The 19,904-nt window shown below is 74.7% G+C and carries 15 protein-coding genes and 1 pseudogene; 9 read left to right on the top strand and 7 right to left on the bottom strand.

The window, feature by feature from the left end; all coding sequences use genetic code 11:
- Positions 1-129 precede the first annotated feature (129 nt).
- From ABD990_RS02615 to ABD990_RS02605, 3 genes are read left to right on the top strand one after another with little or no spacing between them, the layout of a single operon-like run.
- Positions 130-762: an RNA polymerase sigma factor gene (locus tag ABD990_RS02615; protein WP_345378064.1), complete on the top strand. Its 633-nt coding sequence runs from the start codon at positions 130-132 to the stop codon at positions 760-762.
- Complete coding sequence (locus ABD990_RS02610; protein WP_345378063.1) at positions 753-1,415, top strand: Asp23/Gls24 family envelope stress response protein; 663 nt, start codon at positions 753-755, stop codon at positions 1,413-1,415. Before ABD990_RS02615 ends, ABD990_RS02610 begins: the two co-directional genes overlap by 10 nt.
- The gene (locus tag ABD990_RS02605) at positions 1,412-1,825 is read left to right on the top strand and encodes an Asp23/Gls24 family envelope stress response protein (protein ID WP_345378062.1); all 414 of its coding nucleotides are present in this window, start codon (positions 1,412-1,414) and stop codon (positions 1,823-1,825) included. Before ABD990_RS02610 ends, ABD990_RS02605 begins: the two co-directional genes overlap by 4 nt.
- On the opposite strand, the gene ABD990_RS02600 is transcribed toward ABD990_RS02605, so the two are convergent.
- The gene (locus ABD990_RS02600; protein WP_345378061.1) at positions 1,822-2,559 is read right to left on the bottom strand and encodes a (2Fe-2S)-binding protein; all 738 of its coding nucleotides are present in this window, start codon (positions 2,557-2,559) and stop codon (positions 1,822-1,824) included. The genes ABD990_RS02605 and ABD990_RS02600 overlap by 4 nt on opposite strands.
- A gap of 571 nt (positions 2,560-3,130) precedes the next feature.
- Here ABD990_RS02600 and gltB point away from each other — a divergent pair.
- Both gltB and ABD990_RS02590 read left to right on the top strand, forming a co-directional pair.
- Entirely contained in the window at positions 3,131-7,696 is a 4,566-nt protein-coding gene (gltB, locus tag ABD990_RS02595; protein WP_425569419.1) for a glutamate synthase large subunit, read from the top strand.
- The gene (locus tag ABD990_RS02590) at positions 7,689-9,140 is read left to right on the top strand and encodes a glutamate synthase subunit beta (protein WP_345378059.1); all 1,452 of its coding nucleotides are present in this window, start codon (positions 7,689-7,691) and stop codon (positions 9,138-9,140) included. Before gltB ends, ABD990_RS02590 begins: the two co-directional genes overlap by 8 nt.
- Positions 9,141-9,319: 179 nt before the next feature.
- On the opposite strand, the gene ABD990_RS02585 is transcribed toward ABD990_RS02590, so the two are convergent.
- The 4 genes from ABD990_RS02585 to ABD990_RS02570 form a co-directional block, all read right to left on the bottom strand.
- Entirely contained in the window at positions 9,320-10,276 is a 957-nt protein-coding gene (locus tag ABD990_RS02585; protein WP_345378557.1) for a cation diffusion facilitator family transporter, read from the bottom strand.
- A 464-nt stretch (positions 10,277-10,740) separates the two neighbouring features.
- Positions 10,741-11,187, bottom strand: a complete 447-nt coding sequence (locus ABD990_RS02580; protein ID WP_345378058.1) for a nitroreductase family deazaflavin-dependent oxidoreductase — start codon at positions 11,185-11,187, stop codon at positions 10,741-10,743.
- Between the two features lie 99 nt (positions 11,188-11,286).
- On the bottom strand, positions 11,287-11,538 hold the full coding sequence (locus ABD990_RS02575; RefSeq protein WP_345378057.1) for a hypothetical protein: 252 nt from the start codon (positions 11,536-11,538) through the stop codon (positions 11,287-11,289).
- Between the two features lie 71 nt (positions 11,539-11,609).
- The gene (locus ABD990_RS02570; RefSeq protein WP_345378055.1) at positions 11,610-12,281 is read right to left on the bottom strand and encodes a DedA family protein; all 672 of its coding nucleotides are present in this window, start codon (positions 12,279-12,281) and stop codon (positions 11,610-11,612) included.
- Between the two features lie 168 nt (positions 12,282-12,449).
- Here ABD990_RS02570 and ABD990_RS02565 point away from each other — a divergent pair, with 168 nt between their 5' ends.
- The 3 genes and pseudogenes from ABD990_RS02565 (at position 12,450) to ABD990_RS02555 (ending at position 15,499) form a co-directional block, all read left to right on the top strand.
- A complete protein-coding gene (locus ABD990_RS02565; protein WP_345378054.1) occupies positions 12,450-12,977 on the top strand; it encodes a DUF1697 domain-containing protein in 528 nt (175 codons plus the stop codon).
- Between the two features lie 418 nt (positions 12,978-13,395).
- Positions 13,396-13,803: pseudogene (locus ABD990_RS02560) on the top strand (AarF/UbiB family protein).
- A gap of 355 nt (positions 13,804-14,158) precedes the next feature.
- Positions 14,159-15,499, top strand: coding sequence for an ABC1 kinase family protein (locus ABD990_RS02555; protein WP_345378052.1), 1,341 nt, complete (start codon positions 14,159-14,161; stop codon positions 15,497-15,499).
- Between the two features lie 10 nt (positions 15,500-15,509).
- Here ABD990_RS02555 and ABD990_RS02550 read toward each other — a convergent pair whose 3' ends face one another.
- Entirely contained in the window at positions 15,510-16,610 is a 1,101-nt protein-coding gene (locus ABD990_RS02550) for an MFS transporter (RefSeq protein WP_345378051.1), read from the bottom strand.
- Positions 16,611-16,745: 135 nt separating this feature from the next.
- Positions 16,746-17,933, bottom strand: a complete 1,188-nt coding sequence (locus ABD990_RS02545) for an MFS transporter (protein ID WP_345378050.1) — start codon at positions 17,931-17,933, stop codon at positions 16,746-16,748.
- Between the two features lie 122 nt (positions 17,934-18,055).
- Between ABD990_RS02545 and ABD990_RS02540 the strand changes: the two genes are divergently transcribed.
- A complete protein-coding gene (locus ABD990_RS02540; protein ID WP_345378048.1) occupies positions 18,056-19,765 on the top strand; it encodes a hypothetical protein in 1,710 nt (569 codons plus the stop codon).
- Positions 19,766-19,904 lie beyond the last annotated feature (139 nt).

Below are 19,904 nucleotides of genomic sequence, written 5' to 3'. Positions count from 1 at the left end.
TCCGGCCGCTAGCGTCGGGCCTCGCGGAGCGGTTACCCCCGACCCCCGCCCGGCATACGATGCGCGTGACCGGCGTCACCACCCGGCGCCGGGGGGACGGGGCTGTCGGACGGGACCGTGGTGCAGGCGATGCGGACGAGGGGGGCGCGGGAGGACGTGTGCCCGCCGCCCGCCGTCCCGGCCGCCCCCGACCCGGTCCCCGTGGAGCGCGCGCTGGACGACACCACCCTCGTCGTGCGCGCCCGCGAGGGCGACGTGCGCGCCTTCTCCGAGCTCGCCCGGCGGCACCAGGCCGCGCTGTACCGGCTCGCGCTGCGCCTGGTCGGGAACGCGGCGGACGCCGAGGACGCCCTGCAGGAGTCGCTGCTCGACGCGTGGCGCCGGCTGGACCGCTTCCGCGGCGACTCGGCCTTCACCACCTGGGCGTACCGCATCGTCACGAACCGGTGCCTCGACCTGCTGCGTCGCCGCCGCGCCACGGTGTCGGTGGAGCAGGTGGAGGAGGTGGCCCCGGAGCGGCTCGCGGCGCCCGAGGCCGGCGCACCCGAGCACGCCGCGGAGGTCGACGCGGGCCTCGCGGCACTGCGGGCGGCCCTGCGGACCCTCCCCGACGACCAGCGGGCCTGCTTCGTGCTGCGCGAGCTGGAGGGGCTGGGCTACGCCGAGATCGCGGAGATCACCGGCTCGTCGGAGACCGCGGTGCGCGGGCGGATCCACCGCGCCCGCCGGGCGCTCGCGGGGGTGATGCGGTCGTGGAGGTAGGCAGGGGGACCCCGGGCGCGACCGGTACCGGCGGGACGTCCGGTCCGGCCGACGAGCGGATCGAGCCGCTGGCCTGCGGCCGGGACGCCGCCGACGTCTGGGACCACGCGGTCGAGGGCACCCTCGACCCGCACGAGCGGGAGTGCCCGCACTGCCGGGCCGCGGCCGCCGACGCCCTCGGCCTCGACGGCGTCGTCCACCGGATGGCGGCCGAGCGCCCGGTGCCGCCGCCCTCGGTGCTCGACGGCGTCATGCAGGCGGTGCTGGACACCGTCACCGCCGAGCTGCGCCCGCAGGACCTGCTGGCACTGGACTCCCCCGCCGGTCCCGCGCGGCTGAGCCGGCCCGCCGCGGCCCGGGTGCTCCGCCACGTCGTCGACGGGATGGACGGGATGCGGGCCCGCAGCTGCCGGATCGAGCCCGTCGCGGCGGGGGCGAACGGCGGCCGGCCGCTCGGGAACGGCAGCGGGACCGCCGGCGCGGACCCCTTCGGCGTGACGGTCGCGATCACCGTGACCGCCCGCTTCGGCGTCGACCTGGCGTCGGTGACGGCCCGGGTGCGGCAGATGGTGGTGGCGGCGGGCGAGCAGGCCCTAGGGGTGCCGGTGCGCAGCGTGGACATCGCGGTGGTCGACCTGTGGGACGAGCCGTGACGCCCGAGCAGCCGGAGCTCCCACCGGTCCGGCTGACGGTCGGCGACGCCGTCGTCGCCCGGATCGCGGCGGCCGCCGCCCGCGAGGTGCCCGGCGTGGTCGCGCTGCTGCCGGCACTGGCGCAGACGCTGCTCGGGCTGGCCGGCTCGCTGCTGGGCGACCGGTCCGCCGGGGACGCGCTGTCGGCGGCCGGCGCGTCGGCCGCGGTGCGGGGCAGGCGCGCCGAGGTCTCGTTGACCCTGGTCACGACCCTCGGCCACAACGCCCGAGACCTCTGTACGGCCGTGCAGCGGGCGGTCGCGGACCGGGTGCGCGCGGACACCGGCCTGGACGCCCTCGTCACGGTCACGGTCGCCGACGTCCTGCTCGACGCCGGGCCGCGGGAGCCCCTCCCGGGGAACCTCCGCTAGGAACCGGCCCGGCCGGACAGCACGCAGTCGCCGCAGGTCCCGCCGCCCGGCAGCCGGTAGTAGAGGCAGCAGGAGCGGCGGCGGAAGGTCCAGCCGTGGTCCGGCGGGCCCGGCGGCCGCCGCTCCCCCGCGCCCGCCAGCAGCGGGTGGTCCAGGACCGCGGCCGCGACCTCGGCGGCGCGGACGGCGGCGGCGGGCCGCTCCGTGCCGAGCACCCGCTTCGCCCCCGCCACCGAGGACGCGACGTTGCCCCACAGCACCCGCCCGGAGACCGGCACGAGCGCGCGGACCGCGGCGACCAGCGGTTCCGCGATCTCCTCCGCCACGAGGGCGGGCAGCCCGGCCGGATCCCGGGCGGGACGGTCGGGGTCCGCCCACAGGGGCCACGGGCCGGTGAGCGACACCCGCCAGTGCAGGGCGTCGCGCCCGAGGTCGGGGAGGACGCCGTGCAGCGCCACGGCCGCGAGCGGGGCGGAGACCAGCCGGGCGGCCAGCCCCTGCAGCGCGATGGACGCGGCCACCCGCTCCTCGACCGGGCAGCCGGCCTGCTCGGCGAGCACCCGCCGGACGTGGGCGACACGGTCCGCGAGGGCGCCCGGCTCCCCGGGACCGGCGGCGAGCTCCCGCAGCGGCCGCCACGTGGGGTCGGCGGTCTCGGCCGGGTCGGTCCCGACGGCGAAGAAGGGGCCGATCCGTCCGACGTCGGCGAGCACGGTGCGCATCGAGGACGTCACCGTCCGCCCACCTTCCCGGCCTGCGCCCGTTCGGGTGTCGTCCCGGTCACGCCGGGAAGGCGATCCGGGTGCCGCGTGCACTGCATCACCCCAGTCTCGCCGTCCGGGCCCGGTCACGGGTGGGCCGGAGGGCCGTGACCTGCCCGGACGGACGGCCGAGATCGTCCGACACGCCGCGCGGGGCCCGCGTGGCGCCGCCTCCGACGCAGGTCACAGCGCATCAGCCCGCCAGATCTGGCGTATCAACGCGTCGGCGTGTCACTCTTTTCCCGGCGAGACCGCACCCGACGCTGCGTGGGGTCCCCCAAGTGCAAGCCGCCGGCCGGGCCCGAAGTCGGGTCGCGGCCGAGACACGTGCGTCCGAACACCAGCAGGAGACGACTGAGGCGCAGTCCGGACGGTGCACCCGAACGGACCAGCGTCAGCGTTCCGTCGGAGCATCGCTGTATTCTGGACCCCCTTGTGGAACCACCCACACGTCGTCCCGATGCGAAGTCGGGGTGCACCGAGACGACAGGAGGAGCTGTTGGCTGCGATCAGCAACCGCCCCGGCGCCACGGACACGATTCCGGTGACGAGCGCGCCGGCGCCCGGCGGGCTCTACTCCCCCGAGCACGAGCACGACGCCTGCGGCGTCGCCATGGTGGCCGACCTCCAGGGTCGGCGCGACCACTCGATCGTCGAGAAGGCGCTCACGGCGCTGCTCCGGCTCGAACACCGCGGCGCCCGTGGCGCCGAGGAGAACACCGGTGACGGCGCCGGCATCCTGATCCAGGTCCCGGACGGCTTCTACCGCGAGGTCGTGGACTTCGACCTGCCCGAGGCGGGCGCGTACGCCACCGGCATCGCGTTCCTCCCCCGCGACGAGGCGAAGGCCGACGAGGCCGTCGCGCGGATCAACGAGCTGGCCGCCGAGGAGAACCTCCGCGTGCTCGGCTGGCGTGACCTGCCGACCGACCCGGAGAAGGCCGACCTCGGCCCCACCTCGCTGGCCGCCATGCCCGGCTTCCGCCAGCTGTTCGTGGCCGGCATCGAGACCGGCATCGTGAAGCCGCCGCCCACCGGCATCGAGCTGGAGCGGCGCACCTTCTGCCTGCGCAAGCGGGTGGAGCACGAGACCGGCGTCTACTTCCCGAGCCTGTCCCCGCGGACCGTGGTCTACAAGGGCATGCTCGCCGAGCCGCAGGTCGAGGCCTTCTACCCCGACCTGTCGGACCCGCGCGTCACCACCGCCCTGGCCGTGGTGCACTCGCGCTTCTCCACCAACACCTTCCCGGCCTGGCCGCTGGCGCACCCCTACCGGTACGTCGCGCACAACGGGGAGATCAACACGCTGCGCGGCAACCGCAACTGGATGAAGGCGCGCGAGGCGCTGCTGGAGTCCTCGGTGCTGCCGGGCAACCTGGACCGGCTGGTCCCGATCGTCACGCCGGACGCGTCGGACTCGGCGACCTTCGACGAGGTGCTGGAGCTGCTGCACCTGTCGGGCCGCTCGCTGCCGCACGCCGTGCTCATGATGATCCCCGAGGCGTGGGAGAACCACGCCGAGATGGACCCGAAGCGGCGCGCCTTCTACGAGTTCCACTCCAACCTGATGGAGCCGTGGGACGGACCGGCGCTCGTCGCCTTCACCGACGGCACCCAGATCGGCGCGGTGCTCGACCGCAACGGTCTCCGGCCGGCCCGGTACTGGGTCACCGAGGACGGGCTGGTCGTGCTGGCCTCCGAGGTCGGCGTGCTGGACGTCGACCCGGCGCAGGTCGTGCGCAAGGGCCGGCTCGAGCCGGGACGCATGTTCCTGGTCGACACCGAGGCGGGCAAGATCGTCGCCGACGAGGAGATCAAGGGCGAGCTGGCCGCGGCGCTGCCGTACGAGGAGTGGCTGCACGCCGGCCGCATCGCGCTCGAGGACCTGCCCGAGCGGCAGCGCGAGATCCCGGCGCACAGCGAGCTGACCCGCCGCCAGCAGTCCTTCGGCTACACCGAGGAGGAGCTCACCGTCCTCCTCAAGCCGATGGCCGCCTCGGGGGCGGAGCCGATCGGCTCGATGGGCAACGACGCGCCGCTTGCGTTCCTGTCCGAGAAGCCGCGGCAGATCTACGACTACTTCATCCAGCTGTTCGCGCAGATCACGAACCCGCCGCTGGACGCGATCCGCGAGGAGCTCGTCACCTCGCTGCGCTCGCTGCTCGGCCCGGAGCAGAACCTGCTCGAGGCCGGCCCGGCGAACTGCCGGCGGATCGTGCTGCCGTTCCCCGTCCTGGGCAACGACGACCTCGCCAAGATCGTCCACGTCAACGACGACGGCGACCTGCCGGGCTTCGCCACCTACACCGTCAAGGGCGTCTTCCGGGCGGCCGACGGCGGCGAGGGCCTGCTGCGCCGGCTCCAGGAGATCCGCGGCGAGGTCTCCGAGGCGATCCAGAACGGCGCCCGGCTGATCGTGCTGTCCAGCCGCGGCGTCGACCCGCAGTACGCGCCGATCCCGTCGCTGCTGCTCACCGGCGCGGTGCACCACCACCTGGTCCGGGAGCGCACCCGCACCCAGGTGGGCCTGATCGTCGAGTCCGGCGACGCCCGCGAGGTGCACCACATCGCGCTGCTGATCGGCTACGGCGCGTCGGCGGTCAACCCGTACATGGCGATGGCGACCGTGGAGGACCTCGCCGAGCGCGGCGACATCCCGGGCGTCGACGCCAGGACGGCGGCGAAGAACCTGGTCAAGGCGCTGGGCAAGGGCGTGCGGAAGACGATGTCCAAGATGGGCATCTCGACCGTCGCCTCCTACACCGGCGCGCAGATCTTCGAGGCGGTCGGCCTGGGTGCCGACGTCGTGGAGACCTGCTTCACCGGCACCACCTCGCGCCTCGGCGGGGTCGGGTTCGACGTGCTCGCCGAGGAGGCGCTCAAGCACCACCGCCGTGCCTACCCGGCCGACGGAACCCGGGCCAGCCACCGCGCGCTCGCCGTCGGCGGCGAGTACCAGTGGCGGCGCGAGGGCGAGCTGCACCTGTTCAACCCGCAGACCGTGTTCAAGCTCCAGCACTCGACCCGCTCCGGCCGGTACGAGATCTTCAAGGAGTACACGAAGGCGGTCGACGACCAGGCCAAGCGGCTGATGACGCTGCGCGGGCTGTTCGCCCTCAAGGAGGGTGTGCGCCCGCCGGTGCCGATCGACGAGGTCGAGCCGGTCGAGTCGATCGTCAAGCGGTTCGGCACGGGCGCGATCTCCTACGGCTCCATCAGCCAGGAGATGCACGAGACCCTGGCGATCGCCATGAACCGGCTCGGCGGCAAGTCGAACACCGGCGAGGGCGGCGAGGACGCGGCACGGTTCCTCCCCGACGCGAACGGCGACCTCCGGCGCAGCGCGATCAAGCAGGTCGCGTCCGGCCGGTTCGGCGTCACCAGCGAGTACCTGGTCAACGCGGACGACATCCAGATCAAGATCAGCCAGGGTGCGAAGCCCGGCGAGGGCGGCCAGCTGCCCGGCGCCAAGGTCTACCCCTGGATCGCCGAGACCCGGTACTCCACGCCGGGCGTCGGCCTGATCTCGCCGCCGCCGCACCACGACATCTACTCGATCGAGGACATCAAGCAGCTCATCCACGACCTGAAGAACGCCAACCCGCGGGCCCGCATTCACGTGAAGCTGGTCAGCCAGGTCGGCGTCGGCACGGTCGCGGCGGGCGTGGCGAAGGCCTTCTCCGACGTCGTGCTCATCTCGGGCCACGACGGAGGCACCGGCGCCTCGCCGCTGTCCTCGATCAAGCACGCGGGCGGCCCGTGGGAGCTCGGCCTGGCCGAGACCCAGCAGACGCTGCTGGCGAACAACCTGCGGGACCGGATCGTCGTGCAGACGGACGGCCAGCTGAAGACCGGCCGGGACGTCGTCGTCGCCGCCCTGCTGGGCGCCGAGGAGTTCGGCTTCGCCACGGCCCCGCTGGTGGTCAGCGGCTGCATCATGATGCGCGTCTGCCACCTGGACACCTGCCCGGTCGGCGTCGCGACGCAGAACCCGACGCTGCGCGAGAAGTTCGACGGGCGGCCGGAGTACGTGGTCAACTTCATGCGGTTCGTGGCGCAGGAGGTGCGCGAGCTCCTGGCGGCGCTGGGCTTCCGGAGCCTCGAGGAGGCCGTCGGGCACGCGGAACTTCTCGACACGGACGCCGCGGTGCACCACTGGAAGACCCGCGGGCTGGACCTGCGGCCGATCTTCCACGCGCCGGAGCTGCCCGAGGGCGCCTCCCGGCACCGGACCCAGGCGCAGGACCACGGCCTGGAGAGGGCGCTGGACAACACCATGATCCAGCTGGCCGAGGGCGCGCTGAAGAACGGCGACCGGGTCCGGCTGGACCTGCCGGTGCGTAACGTCAACCGGACCGTCGGCACCATGCTCGGCTACGAGCTGACGAAGAAGTGGGGCCGCGAGGGCCTGCCGGACGACACGATCGACATCACCCTGACCGGCTCGGCCGGGCAGTCGCTGGGTGCGTTCGTGCCGAAGGGCATCACGCTGCGGATGATCGGCGACACGAACGACTTCTTCGGTAAGGGCCTGTCCGGCGGCCGGCTGATCCTGCGGCCGGACCCGTCGGCCCCGTTCGCGGCCGAGGAGAACATCATCGCGGGCAACGTGATCCTGTACGGGGCCACGTCCGGCGAGATGTTCATCCGCGGCATCGTCGGCGAGCGCTTCTGCGTGCGGAACTCCGGCGCCGTCGCGGTCGTCGAGGGCGTGGGTGACCACGGCTGCGAGTACATGACCGGCGGCAAGGTGATCGTGCTGGGCAAGGTGGGCCGCAACTTCGCGGCCGGCATGTCCGGCGGCATCGCCTACGTGCTCGACCTCGAGGCGGACGACGAGCTGCTCGCGCGGCGGGTCAACCCCGAGATGGTCGACATCGACCCCCTCGACGACGCCGACCGCGAGTTCCTGCGGGAGTACGTCGAGAAGCACCACGCGGAGACCGACTCCCCGGTCGCCCGCGCCCTGCTCAAGGACTGGGACGTGGCGGTGGAGCGCTTCGGCAAGATCATGCCGAAGGACTTCAAGCGCGTCCTGCAGGCCCGCGAGCAGGCCGAGAAGGATGGCCGCGACGTCAACGCGGCGATCATGGAGGCCGCACATGGGTGACCCGAAGGGCTTTCTGACCACCCCCCGTGAGACCCCGAAGCGCCGTCCCGTCGACCTGCGCCTGATGGACTGGCGCGAGGTCTACGAGGACTTCCCGCGCGCCACCCTGGAGAAGCAGGCGGGTCGCTGCATGAACTGCGGCATCCCGTTCTGTCACCAGGGCTGTCCGCTGGGGAACCTCATCCCGGAGTGGAACGACCTCGTCTACCGCAAGGACTGGCGCGAGGCGATCGAGCGGCTGCACGCCACCAACAACTTTCCGGAGTTCACCGGGACGCTGTGCCCCGCCCCGTGCGAGGCGGCGTGCGTGCTCGCGATCAACGACGACGCCGTCACCATCAAGCAGGTCGAGGTCGAGATCATCGACCGCGCCTGGGACGAGGGCTGGGTGACCCCGGTCGTCCCGGCGGTGAAGACCGGCAGGAAGGTCGCGGTCGTCGGCTCCGGCCCGGCCGGGCTCGCCGCCGCGCAGCAGCTCACCCGCGCCGGGCACGAGGTCGTCGTGTTCGAGCGGGCGGACCGGATCGGCGGGCTGCTCCGCTACGGCATCCCCGAGTTCAAGATGGAGAAGTCCCGGCTCGACCGGCGACTCGAGCAGATGCAGGCCGAGGGCACGCACTTCCGCGCCTCGGTCGACGTCGGGGTCGACGTCACCACCGAGCAGCTCCGCGAGGAGTTCGACGCCGTTGTCCTGGCCGGCGGGGCCACCGCCTGGCGGGACATCCCGGCCAAGGGTCGCGAGCTCGAGGGCATCTACCAGGCGATGGAGTTCCTGCCGTGGGCCAACCACGTGCAGGAGGGCGACCTCGACGCCCCGCCGATCACCGCCGAGGGCAAGCACGTCGTGATCATCGGCGGCGGCGACACCGGCGCCGACTGCCTGGGCACCTCGCACCGCCAGAAGGCCGCGTCGGTGACCCAGCTCGAGATCATGCCGACTCCGCCGGAGCACCGCACCGAGGGCATGCCCTGGCCGACCTACCCGATGGTCTACCGGGTCTCGTCGGCGCACGAGGAGGGCGGCGAGCGGCTGTTCTCGGTCAACACCACCGAGTTCGTCGACGACGGCAACGGCAAGGTCAAGGCGCTGCGCCTGGTCCAGGTCAACCGCACCGACAAGGGCTTCGAGCCGGTCGAGGGTACCGAGCAGGAGATCCCGGCGGACCTGGTCCTGCTGGCGATGGGCTTCGTCGGGCCGGAGAAGGGCAAGCTGCTCTCCGAGCTGGGCGTCGAGCTGGACGAGCGCGGCAACGTCGCGCGCGACCAGAACTACATGTCCAGCGTCGACGGCGTGTTCGTCGCCGGCGACATGGGCCGCGGCCAGTCGCTGATCGTGTGGGCCATCTCCGAGGGCCGCTCCGCGGCCGCCGGAGTGGACGCCTACCTGACCGGGCGGGACGTCCTCCCGCGCCCGATCAACCCCACGGACCGCCAGATCGCCTGATCCCGGCACCGTTCCGCTCTGCACGCCGGCGCTCCCGCTCATCCGACGAGCAGGAGCGCCGTTCGTGTGTCCGGGGCCGGAGGCGAGCTCACCCCCGGACCGTGTGAGCGCTCACCACAAACCCTGTGAGCGAACGGCGCTCTTGCTCATTCCTAGTGAGCGAGAGTGCCGTTCGCTCCTCATGTCTCGGGGGCGAGGGTGCGGCCGTAGCGGTCGAGCACCCGCTCGCGCATCACCGGGTCGGTGCGCGGCACCGGCTCCAGGAAGATCTCGGCGAGATCGCCGAACCGCTCCCGCAGGTCCGCGTCGATCTCCACGCAGGCCCGCTCGACGTCCGCGGCGCCGAGCGCGTCGTCGAAGTCCAGCCGGGCGCACAGCAGCACGCTGTCCGTGCCGAGCTGCATGGTCAGCAGGTCCACCACGGCGTCGACCTCGGGCCGGTCGTCGAGGGTGCGCCGGATCGCCGTGACGAGCCGCAGGTCCGCCTGGCGGCCGATCAGCAGGCCCTTGTTGGTGCGGCCCAGGATGTAGGCGACCGCGGCCAGCAGCAGCCCGATCAGCAGGGACGCCACCCCGTCCCAGATCCCCGAGCCGGTCAGCTGGTGCAGCCCGACGCCCGCGAACGCCAGCACCAGACCGATCAGCGCCGCGCTGTCCTCGAAGAAGACGGTCTTCACGGTGGGGTCGTCGGTGGTCCGCAGCCAGCGGAAGAAGGTGCTCTCCTCGGCCGCCGCCTCCTTGCGCACCTGCCGCACCGCCTGCAGCCACGAGGTGCCCTCCAGGAGGAACGACACCCCGAGCACGGCGTAGGCGACCCAGGCGAGCGTCTGCGCGGCCTCCTCGCCGAGGATCGTCGACACGCCCTCGTAGATCGCGAACACGCCGCCGGACACGAAGATCGAGACGGCGGCGATCAGCGCCCAGAAGAAGCGCTCCTTGCCGTAGCCGAAGGGGTGCCGGCGGTCGGGCCTGCGGGCGGAGCGGCGCAACGCGGCCAGCAGCAGCCCCTCGGTGGTGGTGTCGGCGACGGAGTGGGCGGCCTCGGCCAGCATCGCCGACGAGCCCGTCAGCAGGCCCGCCACGAGCTTCAGGACGCCGATCGCGGCGTTGGCGCCACCGGCGATGAGAACGGTCAGCGTGCTCTCGCCGCCGGACCCACCGCCGGACCCGCGATCCCGCCCGCCGGGTGCCCGGCCGTCCTGCCCGCCGGGTGCCCGGCCGTTCCGCCCGCCGTCCTGCCTCCCCGGTGCACGGCCGTCCTGCACGTGCTCAACCGGCCCGGATTGTTCCACCACAAAACGAACCTAGCGCCCGTCCCCGCTCGCCGCCGGGCCCGAGGACCACCCACGCCCGTGCCCGGCGAGGGTTGTCCGGATGGTCCGGACCGGCGCCGCGCGGTCGCCGCGACGCGATCACCGGGGAGTCGTTGCCGAGGCACGCAGTCCGGCGCGGGAGCGACCGATCGGCGCATCTCGTGCCACGTTCGGCGGGACTGGTGGGGGTCCTGGGATTCCGACCGAAACCCCGGGCGGCCCCCCGCGTTGAACCCGACACCGGTGCCGGTGGACTGGGGAGCCCCCACCGGCACCGGACAGCAACCTCACCGGATTCGGAAGGCGGGGAACCCGGGGGCGGCCTCGCGGAGGACGTCGTCGGGCGAGTCCTTGTCGATGCCCTCGAAGAAGGCGCCGACCTCCCAGGCCCACTTCCGCAGGTACTCCCGCAGGATCGGGAGCTTCTCGTCGTCGTCGAGCTCGGTGGCGGTGAACGCCTCCACCCGCCGGCCGAGGCGCAGTTCGCCGGTGCCCGCCGCGCGGAGGTTCCGCACCCACTGCGTGTGCCCGCGGGGCGCGACCAGGTACCGCTCCCCCTCGAGGACCAGCAGGTTCACCGGCACGGTGCGCCACTGCCCGCTCGTGCGGCCGCGCACGGCCAGCACGCGGCTGCCCATGACGCTGATCCCCGCGCGGGTCAGGGCGGCGACGACCCGGTTGAACACGGCGGTCCCGGTGCGCGGGGCCAGGTAGCGCTGCTGCGGCTCGATCATCGTGACTCCTCGTCTTGTTCGAGAGCACTGCTCTCGTGACGACGTCAGTCAAGCGCACCGCTGCGCAGGAGTCAAGAGCGGTGCTCTCGTTGTCGAGCCCTACTCGCGTTCGAGCTCGAAGGCGTCGTCGCCGATCCAGACCCGCAGGCCGTCGGCGTCGTCGGTGAGGAAGCCGTCCTCCTCCTCGCCCAGCTCGCGCGCCGCACCCAGCGCACGGGCGCTGTAGCGGACCCTGCCGTCACCGAGGTCAACGGGCCGGTACTCGCGGGCCAGCCGCGCCGTCCGGCTCTCCGTGGCCAGCCAGGCCGCGTTCGTCTCCCCCACCTCGACCACCCACGCCTCGTCGCGCACGCGATCATTCTCGGTGCCGACACGCGTGCGGCCCGTCTCAGCGTGAGACGGGCCGCAGGGGGTGGGACGGGTCAGCGCGCGAGCGCGGGCTCCGGTGCGGGGACCGGGGCGAGGGCGGCGCGGGCGGCGCGCCGGGACAGCACGACGCGGCGGATGCGCCGCGCGGCCTCGAAGCCGCCCGCGGTCACCACGGCCATGATCATGCCGGCGGCGAGGCAGAGCAGCGGGTTGCCCTTGGTGATCGGCCCGAGCACCGCGCCGACCAGCAGCATGTACACGGCCCACACCGCCGAGCTGGCCGCGGTGGCGGGCAGGAACATCCGCACCGGCAGCCGCACGCGTCCGCAGGCGGCGGTGCTGACCAGCCGGCCGCCGGGGACGAGCCGCGCGCCGACACAGGCCACGATCGGCCTGCTCCAGAGGTTGCGGCGGACCCACGCGCCCAGCCCGTCGTCCTTCTGCCCGGCGCCACGCAGGACGCGGTTCGAGCTCCGGCCGAGCGAGTAGACGGCCACATCGCCGAGCATCGAGCCGACCATCGACGCCAGGAACAGCCCGAGCACGCCGACCGCGTCGCCGGTGCCGAACGCCGCGGCCGCACCCACCGTCAGCAGCGTCTCGCTGGGCAGCACGGGGAAGGGTCCGTCGAAGGCGATGAGCACGGCGAGCACCGGGAGCAGCCACACGCTGTGCAGCACGGCGTCGAAAAGCGCCACGAGGGCACCGGCGTCGAGAAGCTGCACGAAGGGATTCCTTCCCACGGGGGGTCTCGGGGAGTACTCGGACCACCTTCCCAGAACGTCACAGCGAGGTCACGGGGGAACACCCCCGTCCTGCCCCTGAGGTCAGCCGGATGCGCTCCGTGTGCGGTGAGCGGTCGGGTCGCCGGAGCGGGTGTAGGTTCCCGCCCCGTGACGGGCTACGCGGTCCTCCTGCGGGGCGTGAACGTCGGCGGGAACAGGAAAGTCGCGATGGCGGAGCTGCGCGAGCTGCTCGCCGATCTCGGATTCACGCAGGTCAAGACGCTGTTGCAGAGCGGTAACGCCGTCCTCGCGGCCGACGGGCCCGCCGCGGCGGTCGCCGCGCGGATCGAGGCGGCGCTCGCCGAGCGGTACGGCACGGAGATCAGGGTGCTCGTGCTGACGCGCGCCGATCTGCAGGCCGCGGCCGACGCACACCCGTTGCGTGAGATTGCCGACAACGGCTCCCGGATGCTCGTGCTCTGGCTGTTCGGCACACCCCCGGCCGACGCGCCCAGCCCCGCCGAGCTCGACCCCGAGCGGATCGTGGTGCGGAACGGGCTGATCTACCAGTGGTGCCCGGACGGGATCTCGAACTCCCCGGACGTCGCGGCGTTCGTCCGCAAGGCCTGGAAGGTGCCGACGACCGGCCGCAACTGGAACACCCTGGAGAAGCTCCTCCAGGCGATCCCCGACTGAGCCCCGACCCTGAGCCCGGACCGGAGGTGGGGTGGCCACACCCCGATCTCGGTGGTGACCCCGGCGACGCCCCCGCCCGCCGCCGACCAGGCTCGGTCGCACGACCACGCTCACCACCGTCCCCACGATTCCGCGGGGCGGGGCCGCCCCGCACCGCCGCCCTGGCCGCGCTGCCCGTGTCGTTCGCCGGCGCGCCGTCGCCGGATCGGGCCGCCGCCTCGCCGGCGCCGACCGCGAGGAGGTCTCGGCCGAGGCGCTGCGACGCAACGCCGAGCAGCTCTTCGCGGTGCTCGGCCGGCTCAAGGGCGGCGCGACGAAGGTCGGCAAGGCGCTCTCGGTCCACGAGCCGCTGATCCCCGCGGAGCTGGCCGGCCCGTACCGCGAGGCCCTGGCCCGGCTGCAGGCCACGGGCCCGACGATGCCGGCGCGCGAGGTCCACGGGGTCCTCGCCGCGCAGCTCGGGCGGGACTGGCCCCGTCGCTTCCGCGCGTTCGACGACCGCCCGGCGGCCGCGGCGAGCGTCGGACAGGTGCACCGGGCGGTGTGACACGACGGGCGCGAGGTCGCCGTGAAGGTGCAGTACCCCGGCGCGGGCGAGGCCCTGGCCGCCGACCTGCGCACGCTGGAGCGCTTCGCGTCCCTGCTGACCCCCGTCGTCCCGGCCCTCGACGCCCGCGGCCTGCTCCGCGAGCTGCGCGACCGGATGCTCGACGAGCTGGACCACCGTGCCGAGGCCGACCGCCGGCGCCGCTTCGCCGCCGCCTTCCCCGCGGCCGCCACGGACCGCTGGTGGTACCGCGGGTCGTGGCCTCGGCGCCCGCCGTGATCGTCAGCGAGTGGCTGAACGGGGAGCCGCTCGGCGCGCTCGTCGCGGACCCGGCCCGTGCCCCTCGCGAGACGCGGGACCGGTACGCGCACACGATCGTCGGGTCGGAGCTCAGCTCCCCCGCCCGGCTCGGGCTGCTGCACGCCGACCCGCACCCCGGCGTTCTGGCGGACCGGGCGGCGGCCGGCACTGCCGCCGGAACACCTCCTCGTCGTGCGGGTGCTCTCCGGATGGCTCAGCATCCTGGCGCAGCTGGACTGCACGGTCGGGGTGCGCGGGCTCGCCCGGGAGTGGGTGCCGGGCTTCGCTCCCGCGCGTGACAGTAGGGTCACCCTCGGTCGCGGGAAGGGGTGTGATGGCGGACGAGAGGGCGGACCGGGGCGTCCCCCGCGGCGGGTTCGGACGCTCCGCGCGGCTCGCGTCGCTGCCCCTCACCTTCGCCGGCCGTGCCGTGGGCGGCTGGGGCCGCACCCTCGCCGGGGCCGACGCGGACGAGGTCACCGCCGCCACCCTCGCCCGCAACGCCGAGCAGCTCTTCGCCGTGCTGGGCACGCTCAAGGGCGGCGCGATGAAGCTCGGCCAGGCGCTGTCCGTGTACGACGCGATGATCCCCTCCGAGATCGCCGGGCCGTACCAGGAGGCGCTGGCCAGGCTGCAGACCTCGAGCCCGCCGATGCCGGTCGCGGACGTCCACCGGATGCTCGCCGAGCAGCTCGGCCGCGGCTGGCGGGAGCGGTTCGCGGAGTTCGACGACGAACCGCGCGCGGCGGCCAGCATCGGCCAGGTGCACCGGGCCGTGTGGCGCGGGTCGAACGGCCGGCCCCGGGAGGTCGCCGTCAAGGTGCAGTACCCCGGCGCCGATCTCGCCCTCGACGCCGACCTGCGCACGCTCGAGCGGTTCTCCCGGCTGTTCGGGGCGATCTTCCCCGCGCTCGACGCCCGCGCCCTGATCCGCGAGCTGCGCGAGCGGACGATGGAGGAGGTCGACTACCGCCTCGAGGCGGACCGCCAGCGCGCCTTCGCGGCCGGCTTCGCCGACCGGCCCGGTCTGCGCATCCCGCGGGTGGTGGCGTCCGCGCCGCAGGTGCTGGTCACCGAGTGGCTCGACGGCGTCCCGCTGCGGGACCTGCTCGGCGGGCGCGGCGCCGAGGCGGACCGGGACCGCTACGGCCACACCGTCGTCGAGACGATGTTCGCCTCGCCCACCCTGGTCGGGCTGCTGCACGCCGACCCGCACCCGGGCAACTTCCTCGTGCTGGCCGACGGCAGCGGGCTCGGCATGATCGACTTCGGCGCGGCCGCGTCCCTGCCGGACGGGATCCCGCCGGTGCTCGTCCGGATCCTGCGGCTGACCGCGGAGCAGGACGCCGAGGGCCTCGACCGGCTGCTGCGCAGCGAGGGCTTCCTCGCGCCCGACGCCGAGGCCGCGGACGTCCTGCGCTGGGTCGGGGCGCTGGCGGACCCGCTGCGCGTCGAGCGGTTCCACTTCACCGAGGCCTGGATCGCGCGGCAGGGCGCCCGGGTGGCCAACCCGACCAACCGCGCGTACCGCGACACCGGCCGCGCGCTCTCCTTCCCGCCCGAGTACGCGCTGGTGATGCGGGTGCTCTCGGGGTGGATGAACATCCTGGCCCGGCTGGACTGCACGGTGGCCGCGCGCGGGCTCGTCGAGCGCTGGGTGCCCGGCTTCGCCTGACCTCGCGTCCTCACGACCGGTTCCGCAGCAGCCACCACAGCACCGGGGCCAGGGCCAGCAGCCCGACGGCCACCGCGTGCGTCCCGCCGAAGGCCCACGTCGTCACGACGGCGAGCGCGGCGACCTCCATGCCGAGCGCGGACACCGAGGTCACCGTGGCGCGGGCCCGGCCGGACAGCCGCTCCTGCACCCGCGTGTCCGTGACGACCTGGACGCACTGCTGCAGCGCGAAATGCACACCCAGCGCGACCAGGCCGACCGCCCCGGCGTGGTCCGCGGCCAGCAGCGCGGCCCCGGCCAGGAACAGGAGCGCCGCGAGACCGCCGCCCCGCAACCGGGCGGCACGCCCACCGAGGGCCGCACCCGCCGCCCCGGCGAGCGCCACCAGCACCAGGAGGCCCGGCACCGCCACGAGCGGGACCGCGGGCTGCTGCCCGACGATCAGCGGGAAGTACTCCTCGAGCGCGCCGACGCCGCCGACCAGGGCGGCGGCGACCAGCGCCCCGCGCACCGCGCGGCTGCCGACCGCCTCGGCCAGCCCGGCGCGCAGGGTCTGCCAGTACGACAGGTCCTCGCCGGGCCCGTCCGCCTCGCCGTCGGGCGGACCGGCCCGGGGCGGATCGGGGAAGGCGCATGTCAGCGCGGCCGCGGCGAGGCAGGTCCCGACGCTCACCCACCCGACCAGCGCGTACCCGCCGGTCGCGACGAGGACGGTGGCGGCGGCGGCCGAGGGCACCTGGGCGCCGTGCTCGGCCGCGGTGACCAGGCCGCGGACCCCGGCGTACCGGTCGGCCGCACCCGCGGCGCTCAGCGTCTCGTAGACCAGCGCCTCGACGGTGCCGCTGAACAGTGCCGTCCCGACGCCCCACAGCACGAAGCCCGCGGCGAAGCCGGGGAAGCCGGGCGCGAGCAACCAGAGCGCGTAGGCCGCGGCCTGCAGGACCCCGCCCGCGGCGAGCACCCGTCGTCGGGAGAACCGGTCCGACAGGGCGCCGGACGGCACCTCCGCGACCAGCCCGGTGACCGACCAGATCGCGAACAGCGCCGAGATCTGCGCGCCGGACATGCCGTGGTCGGCGAAGAACAGCGCGTACAGGGGGTACAGGGGCACGGCGTCGGCGAGCACCGCCCAGCCGACGACGAGGCGCGCCGGACCGCGGGCGGCCGGCGGCAGGGGGCGGGACGTGCGTCAAGGGAAGGGCACGGCGGCAGCGTAGCGACGCCCCCGCCGCGTCGCCCCGGCTTTTCAGGTGGTCGCGGAGGCGGGCTCGCGCCGGTGGTCGCCTATCCCGATCGTCGCGACGATCTGCAGCAGGGCGGCGCCGAGCAGCACCAGCAGCGCCGCGGCGTAGCCGTGCGTGAGGTCGACGAGAACGCCCATCAGCAGCGGCCCGAGCCCCGCCACGGTGTACCCGACGCCGAGGGCGAGGCCGCTCGTCGCCGCGCTCGCGGCCGCGTCGGGGGTCCGGTGCGCGATCACCCCGAGGCCCAGCGGGAAGCCCGCGCCGCAGCCCACGCCGATCAGCGCGACCCACAGCCACGGCCCGACCAGCGGCGGCTCGGGCACCAGCACCATCCCGAGGACGGCGACCACCGTGCAGCCGGCCATCAGCAGAGCCCAGCGCCGGAACCGGCCCGAGCGCTCGGCCAGGCTCGGCACGAGCAGCGCCGCCGGCATCTGCGCCACGCTCCACACCGAGATCAGCAGGCCGGCGGCGGCCGGGCTCCAGCCGCGATCCACGTAGGCCGGGGCGACCCAGGTCAGCGACCCGTAGACGGTGAGCGACACGCCGGACTGGTAGGTCGCCACGAGCCGGGCGAAGGGGTCGCGCCACGGCAGCCGACGGCGGGTCGTCGCGGCGCCGGTGGGGGCCTCGGCGTCGCCGCGCATGATCGCCGCCCACACCGCGACCGCGAGCAACGCGGGCACCGCCCACAGCGCCAGCGAGTACGACCAGCCCCCGAGCGCGACGGCGACCGGCACGGCCAGCGCGCTGACGACCGTCGAGCCGAGCATCATCGCGACGACGTACGCGCCGCTCACGGTGCCTGCGCGGCTGGCCAGCCGGTCCTTGACGACCGCCGTGAGCAGCACCCCGGCCACGCCGATGCCCAGCCCGATCACCAGGGTCCCGGCGAACAGCGCGGCCAGCGCCGGGACGCCGCGGACGAGACTGCCGACGGCGACCAGCGCGACCGAGCCGCCCAACGCCCGCACCGCGCCGAACCGGGCGCTCACCCGGGGACCGATCAACGAGCCCGCGGCCATCGCGAGGATGGCGCCGGTCTGGGCGGCCCCGGCCGTGCCGGCGGCGATCCCGAGCGTCTCGCGCACCTCGCCCAACAGCGGCGGGTAGGCCGACAGCGCCGCCCGCAGGTTCAACGACAGCGCGAGCAGGCCGACCAGGACGAGCGAGGCGGACCGGGTCGTCACCGTTCCTGCGTACCCGACCCGCCGCTTCTCCGCCGAATCGATACCCGTGAGTAGCCGGCCGGTCGCTGTGTGACGCGGCACACCCGCGTAACAGGGCCGCGCGCAACGCCGATAGCCGGGCCGTGAGCGAGTCGGGGTCCCGCACCACCCAGGAATCGACCGCGCCGACCCACGGCACGGGCGACCCCGGGGCCCGGCCCGCCGAGCGCACGACCTACCTGCGGGTCCGCCCCAGCCCGCGGCCCCGCACCACCCCCGCCGCGGACGCGCGCGACACGTCCGCGGCGGGGACCGGGGCGGGACGGGAGCGGGCGGCGGGTGCCGAGGAGGGCCCGGCCGGCGAGAACCACCCCACGGCCGAGCCCACCGCGACCCGAGGAGCTGCCGCGTGCGAGGAATCGGTCGCGGCCGTCACAGGCGGCGCCGACGGCTCTGACGGCACCGGCGCCGTCGACACCGCTGGCGCCGAGGTGGACGCCACCACCCCGGCCGCCGAGGTGGACGCCACCACCCCGGCCGCCGGGGTGGACGCCACCACCCCGGCCGCCGAGGTGGACGCCACCACCGGGGCCGACGCGGAGGCCGGCGCTGCTGCCGCCGTGGAGGCGGACGCCGACAGCTCCAGCAGCCCCGGCACCGTCGAGACCCCGGACGACGAGGACGCCGACGCCACGGCATCCCCGGCTGACGGTCCTGCCGACCCCGACTCGGACGAGGGCGCCACAGCTGGCACGGCAGAGGACCCCTCCGTCGAGCCGGACGCCGAGCAGCGTCCGTCAGACCACCCGGACGCGGGCGCCGACCCCGCACCCGTAACCGACGGAAAGGCCGACCCTGCGGACGTGCCCGACGCGAAGGCCGACCCGGCGAAGGTGCCGGACCCGCAAGACCCGGGAGCAGTTGCCGATGGCACGGCCTCTCCGGATCCGCCCCGGCCAACGGCGAGCCGGCCCGAGGCCACGCAGCCCGAGTCGACCCGGCCGGAGCCCGCGCAGCCTGGGTCGCCCCGGCCGGAAGCCACGCAGCCCGAGGCAACGCAGCGCGAGGCGCCCCGGCCGACAGCCATCCAGCCCGGCTCCCTGCAGCCGGAGGCGCAGCCCGAGGCAGCGCAGGCCGAGCCGACGCAGCCCGTGGCAACACAGGCCGGGCCCTCGCAGCCCGAGAACGCGCAGCCGGAGGACGCATCCCCCGCCTCCGAGTCGGAGGACCGGTCGCGCGCTCGGCCGGAGGACGAGGCGTCGGAGCTCGAGACGACCGTCGAGCTGCCTCGCACCCAGTCCGGCACCGAGTCCCGCGCCCAGTCCGGCACCGAGTCCCGCGCCCAGTCCGACACCGAGTCCCGCGCCCAGTCCGACACCGAGTCCCGCGCCCAGTCCGACACCGAGTCCCGCGCCCAGTCCGACACCGAGTCCCGCGCCCGGTCCGACACCGGGTCCCGCCCCGGGTCCGGCCGCGAACCCGGAGCCGAGGCCGGCGTGGGGGCGCCCGCGACGCCTGCCGCCGTGCGGCCGCAGGCCTGCACCCCGCGTCCTGTTCCGAAGCTGGTCGGCCTGTCCGGGCGGCCCACGTCGTCGCCAGGCGCGGCCCCGGCAGCCCCCGCAGCAGGCACGACCCGGCCTGCCCCGGCGCGCGCCACCACCGGCCCGTCCACCGGCCCGTCCACCAAGGTGCTGCGGCCCCTCGCCTCGGGGCCCGTGCCCAAGACGATCCCGGCCCTGCCGATCGCCCCCGTCGACCCCGCGGACCGCCCGTTCGCGCACCCGCAGCGCTCCGTGCCCGGAAAGCCCGAGTCCCTGTTCCGCCGCCTCTTCCGCCGTCGCCCGCGCACCTGACGGCCGTGCGGTGCAGGAGCCGCCCCACAGCGGTTCCCGCACCGAATCTCCGCCAGATCGCGAAACGACGCAGCTCTTGTCGATCCTCACCGGGACGGCACCGTGCACGAGCGGCGTCCTCCGCGCGACCGCCGCCCGC

Origin of the sequence: Pseudonocardia yuanmonensis (assembly GCF_039542425.1) — a bacterium.
GTDB lineage: Bacteria > Actinomycetota > Actinomycetes > Mycobacteriales > Pseudonocardiaceae > Pseudonocardia > Pseudonocardia yuanmonensis.
The sequence above is the reverse complement of the archived record's forward strand: the minus strand, read 5'-3'. Positions and strand labels throughout refer to the sequence as shown.

Coding starts and splice junctions, on each gene's coding strand:
- ABD990_RS02555 (WP_345378052.1), top strand. CDS start 14,159: ATGGCGGACGAGAGGGCGGACCGGGGCGTCCCCCGCGGCGGGTTCGGA.
- ABD990_RS02590 (WP_345378059.1), top strand. CDS start 7,689: ATGGGTGACCCGAAGGGCTTTCTGACCACCCCCCGTGAGACCCCGAAG.
- ABD990_RS02580 (WP_345378058.1), bottom strand. CDS start 11,187: ATGATCGAGCCGCAGCAGCGCTACCTGGCCCCGCGCACCGGGACCGCC.
- ABD990_RS02615 (WP_345378064.1), top strand. CDS start 130: ATGCGGACGAGGGGGGCGCGGGAGGACGTGTGCCCGCCGCCCGCCGTC.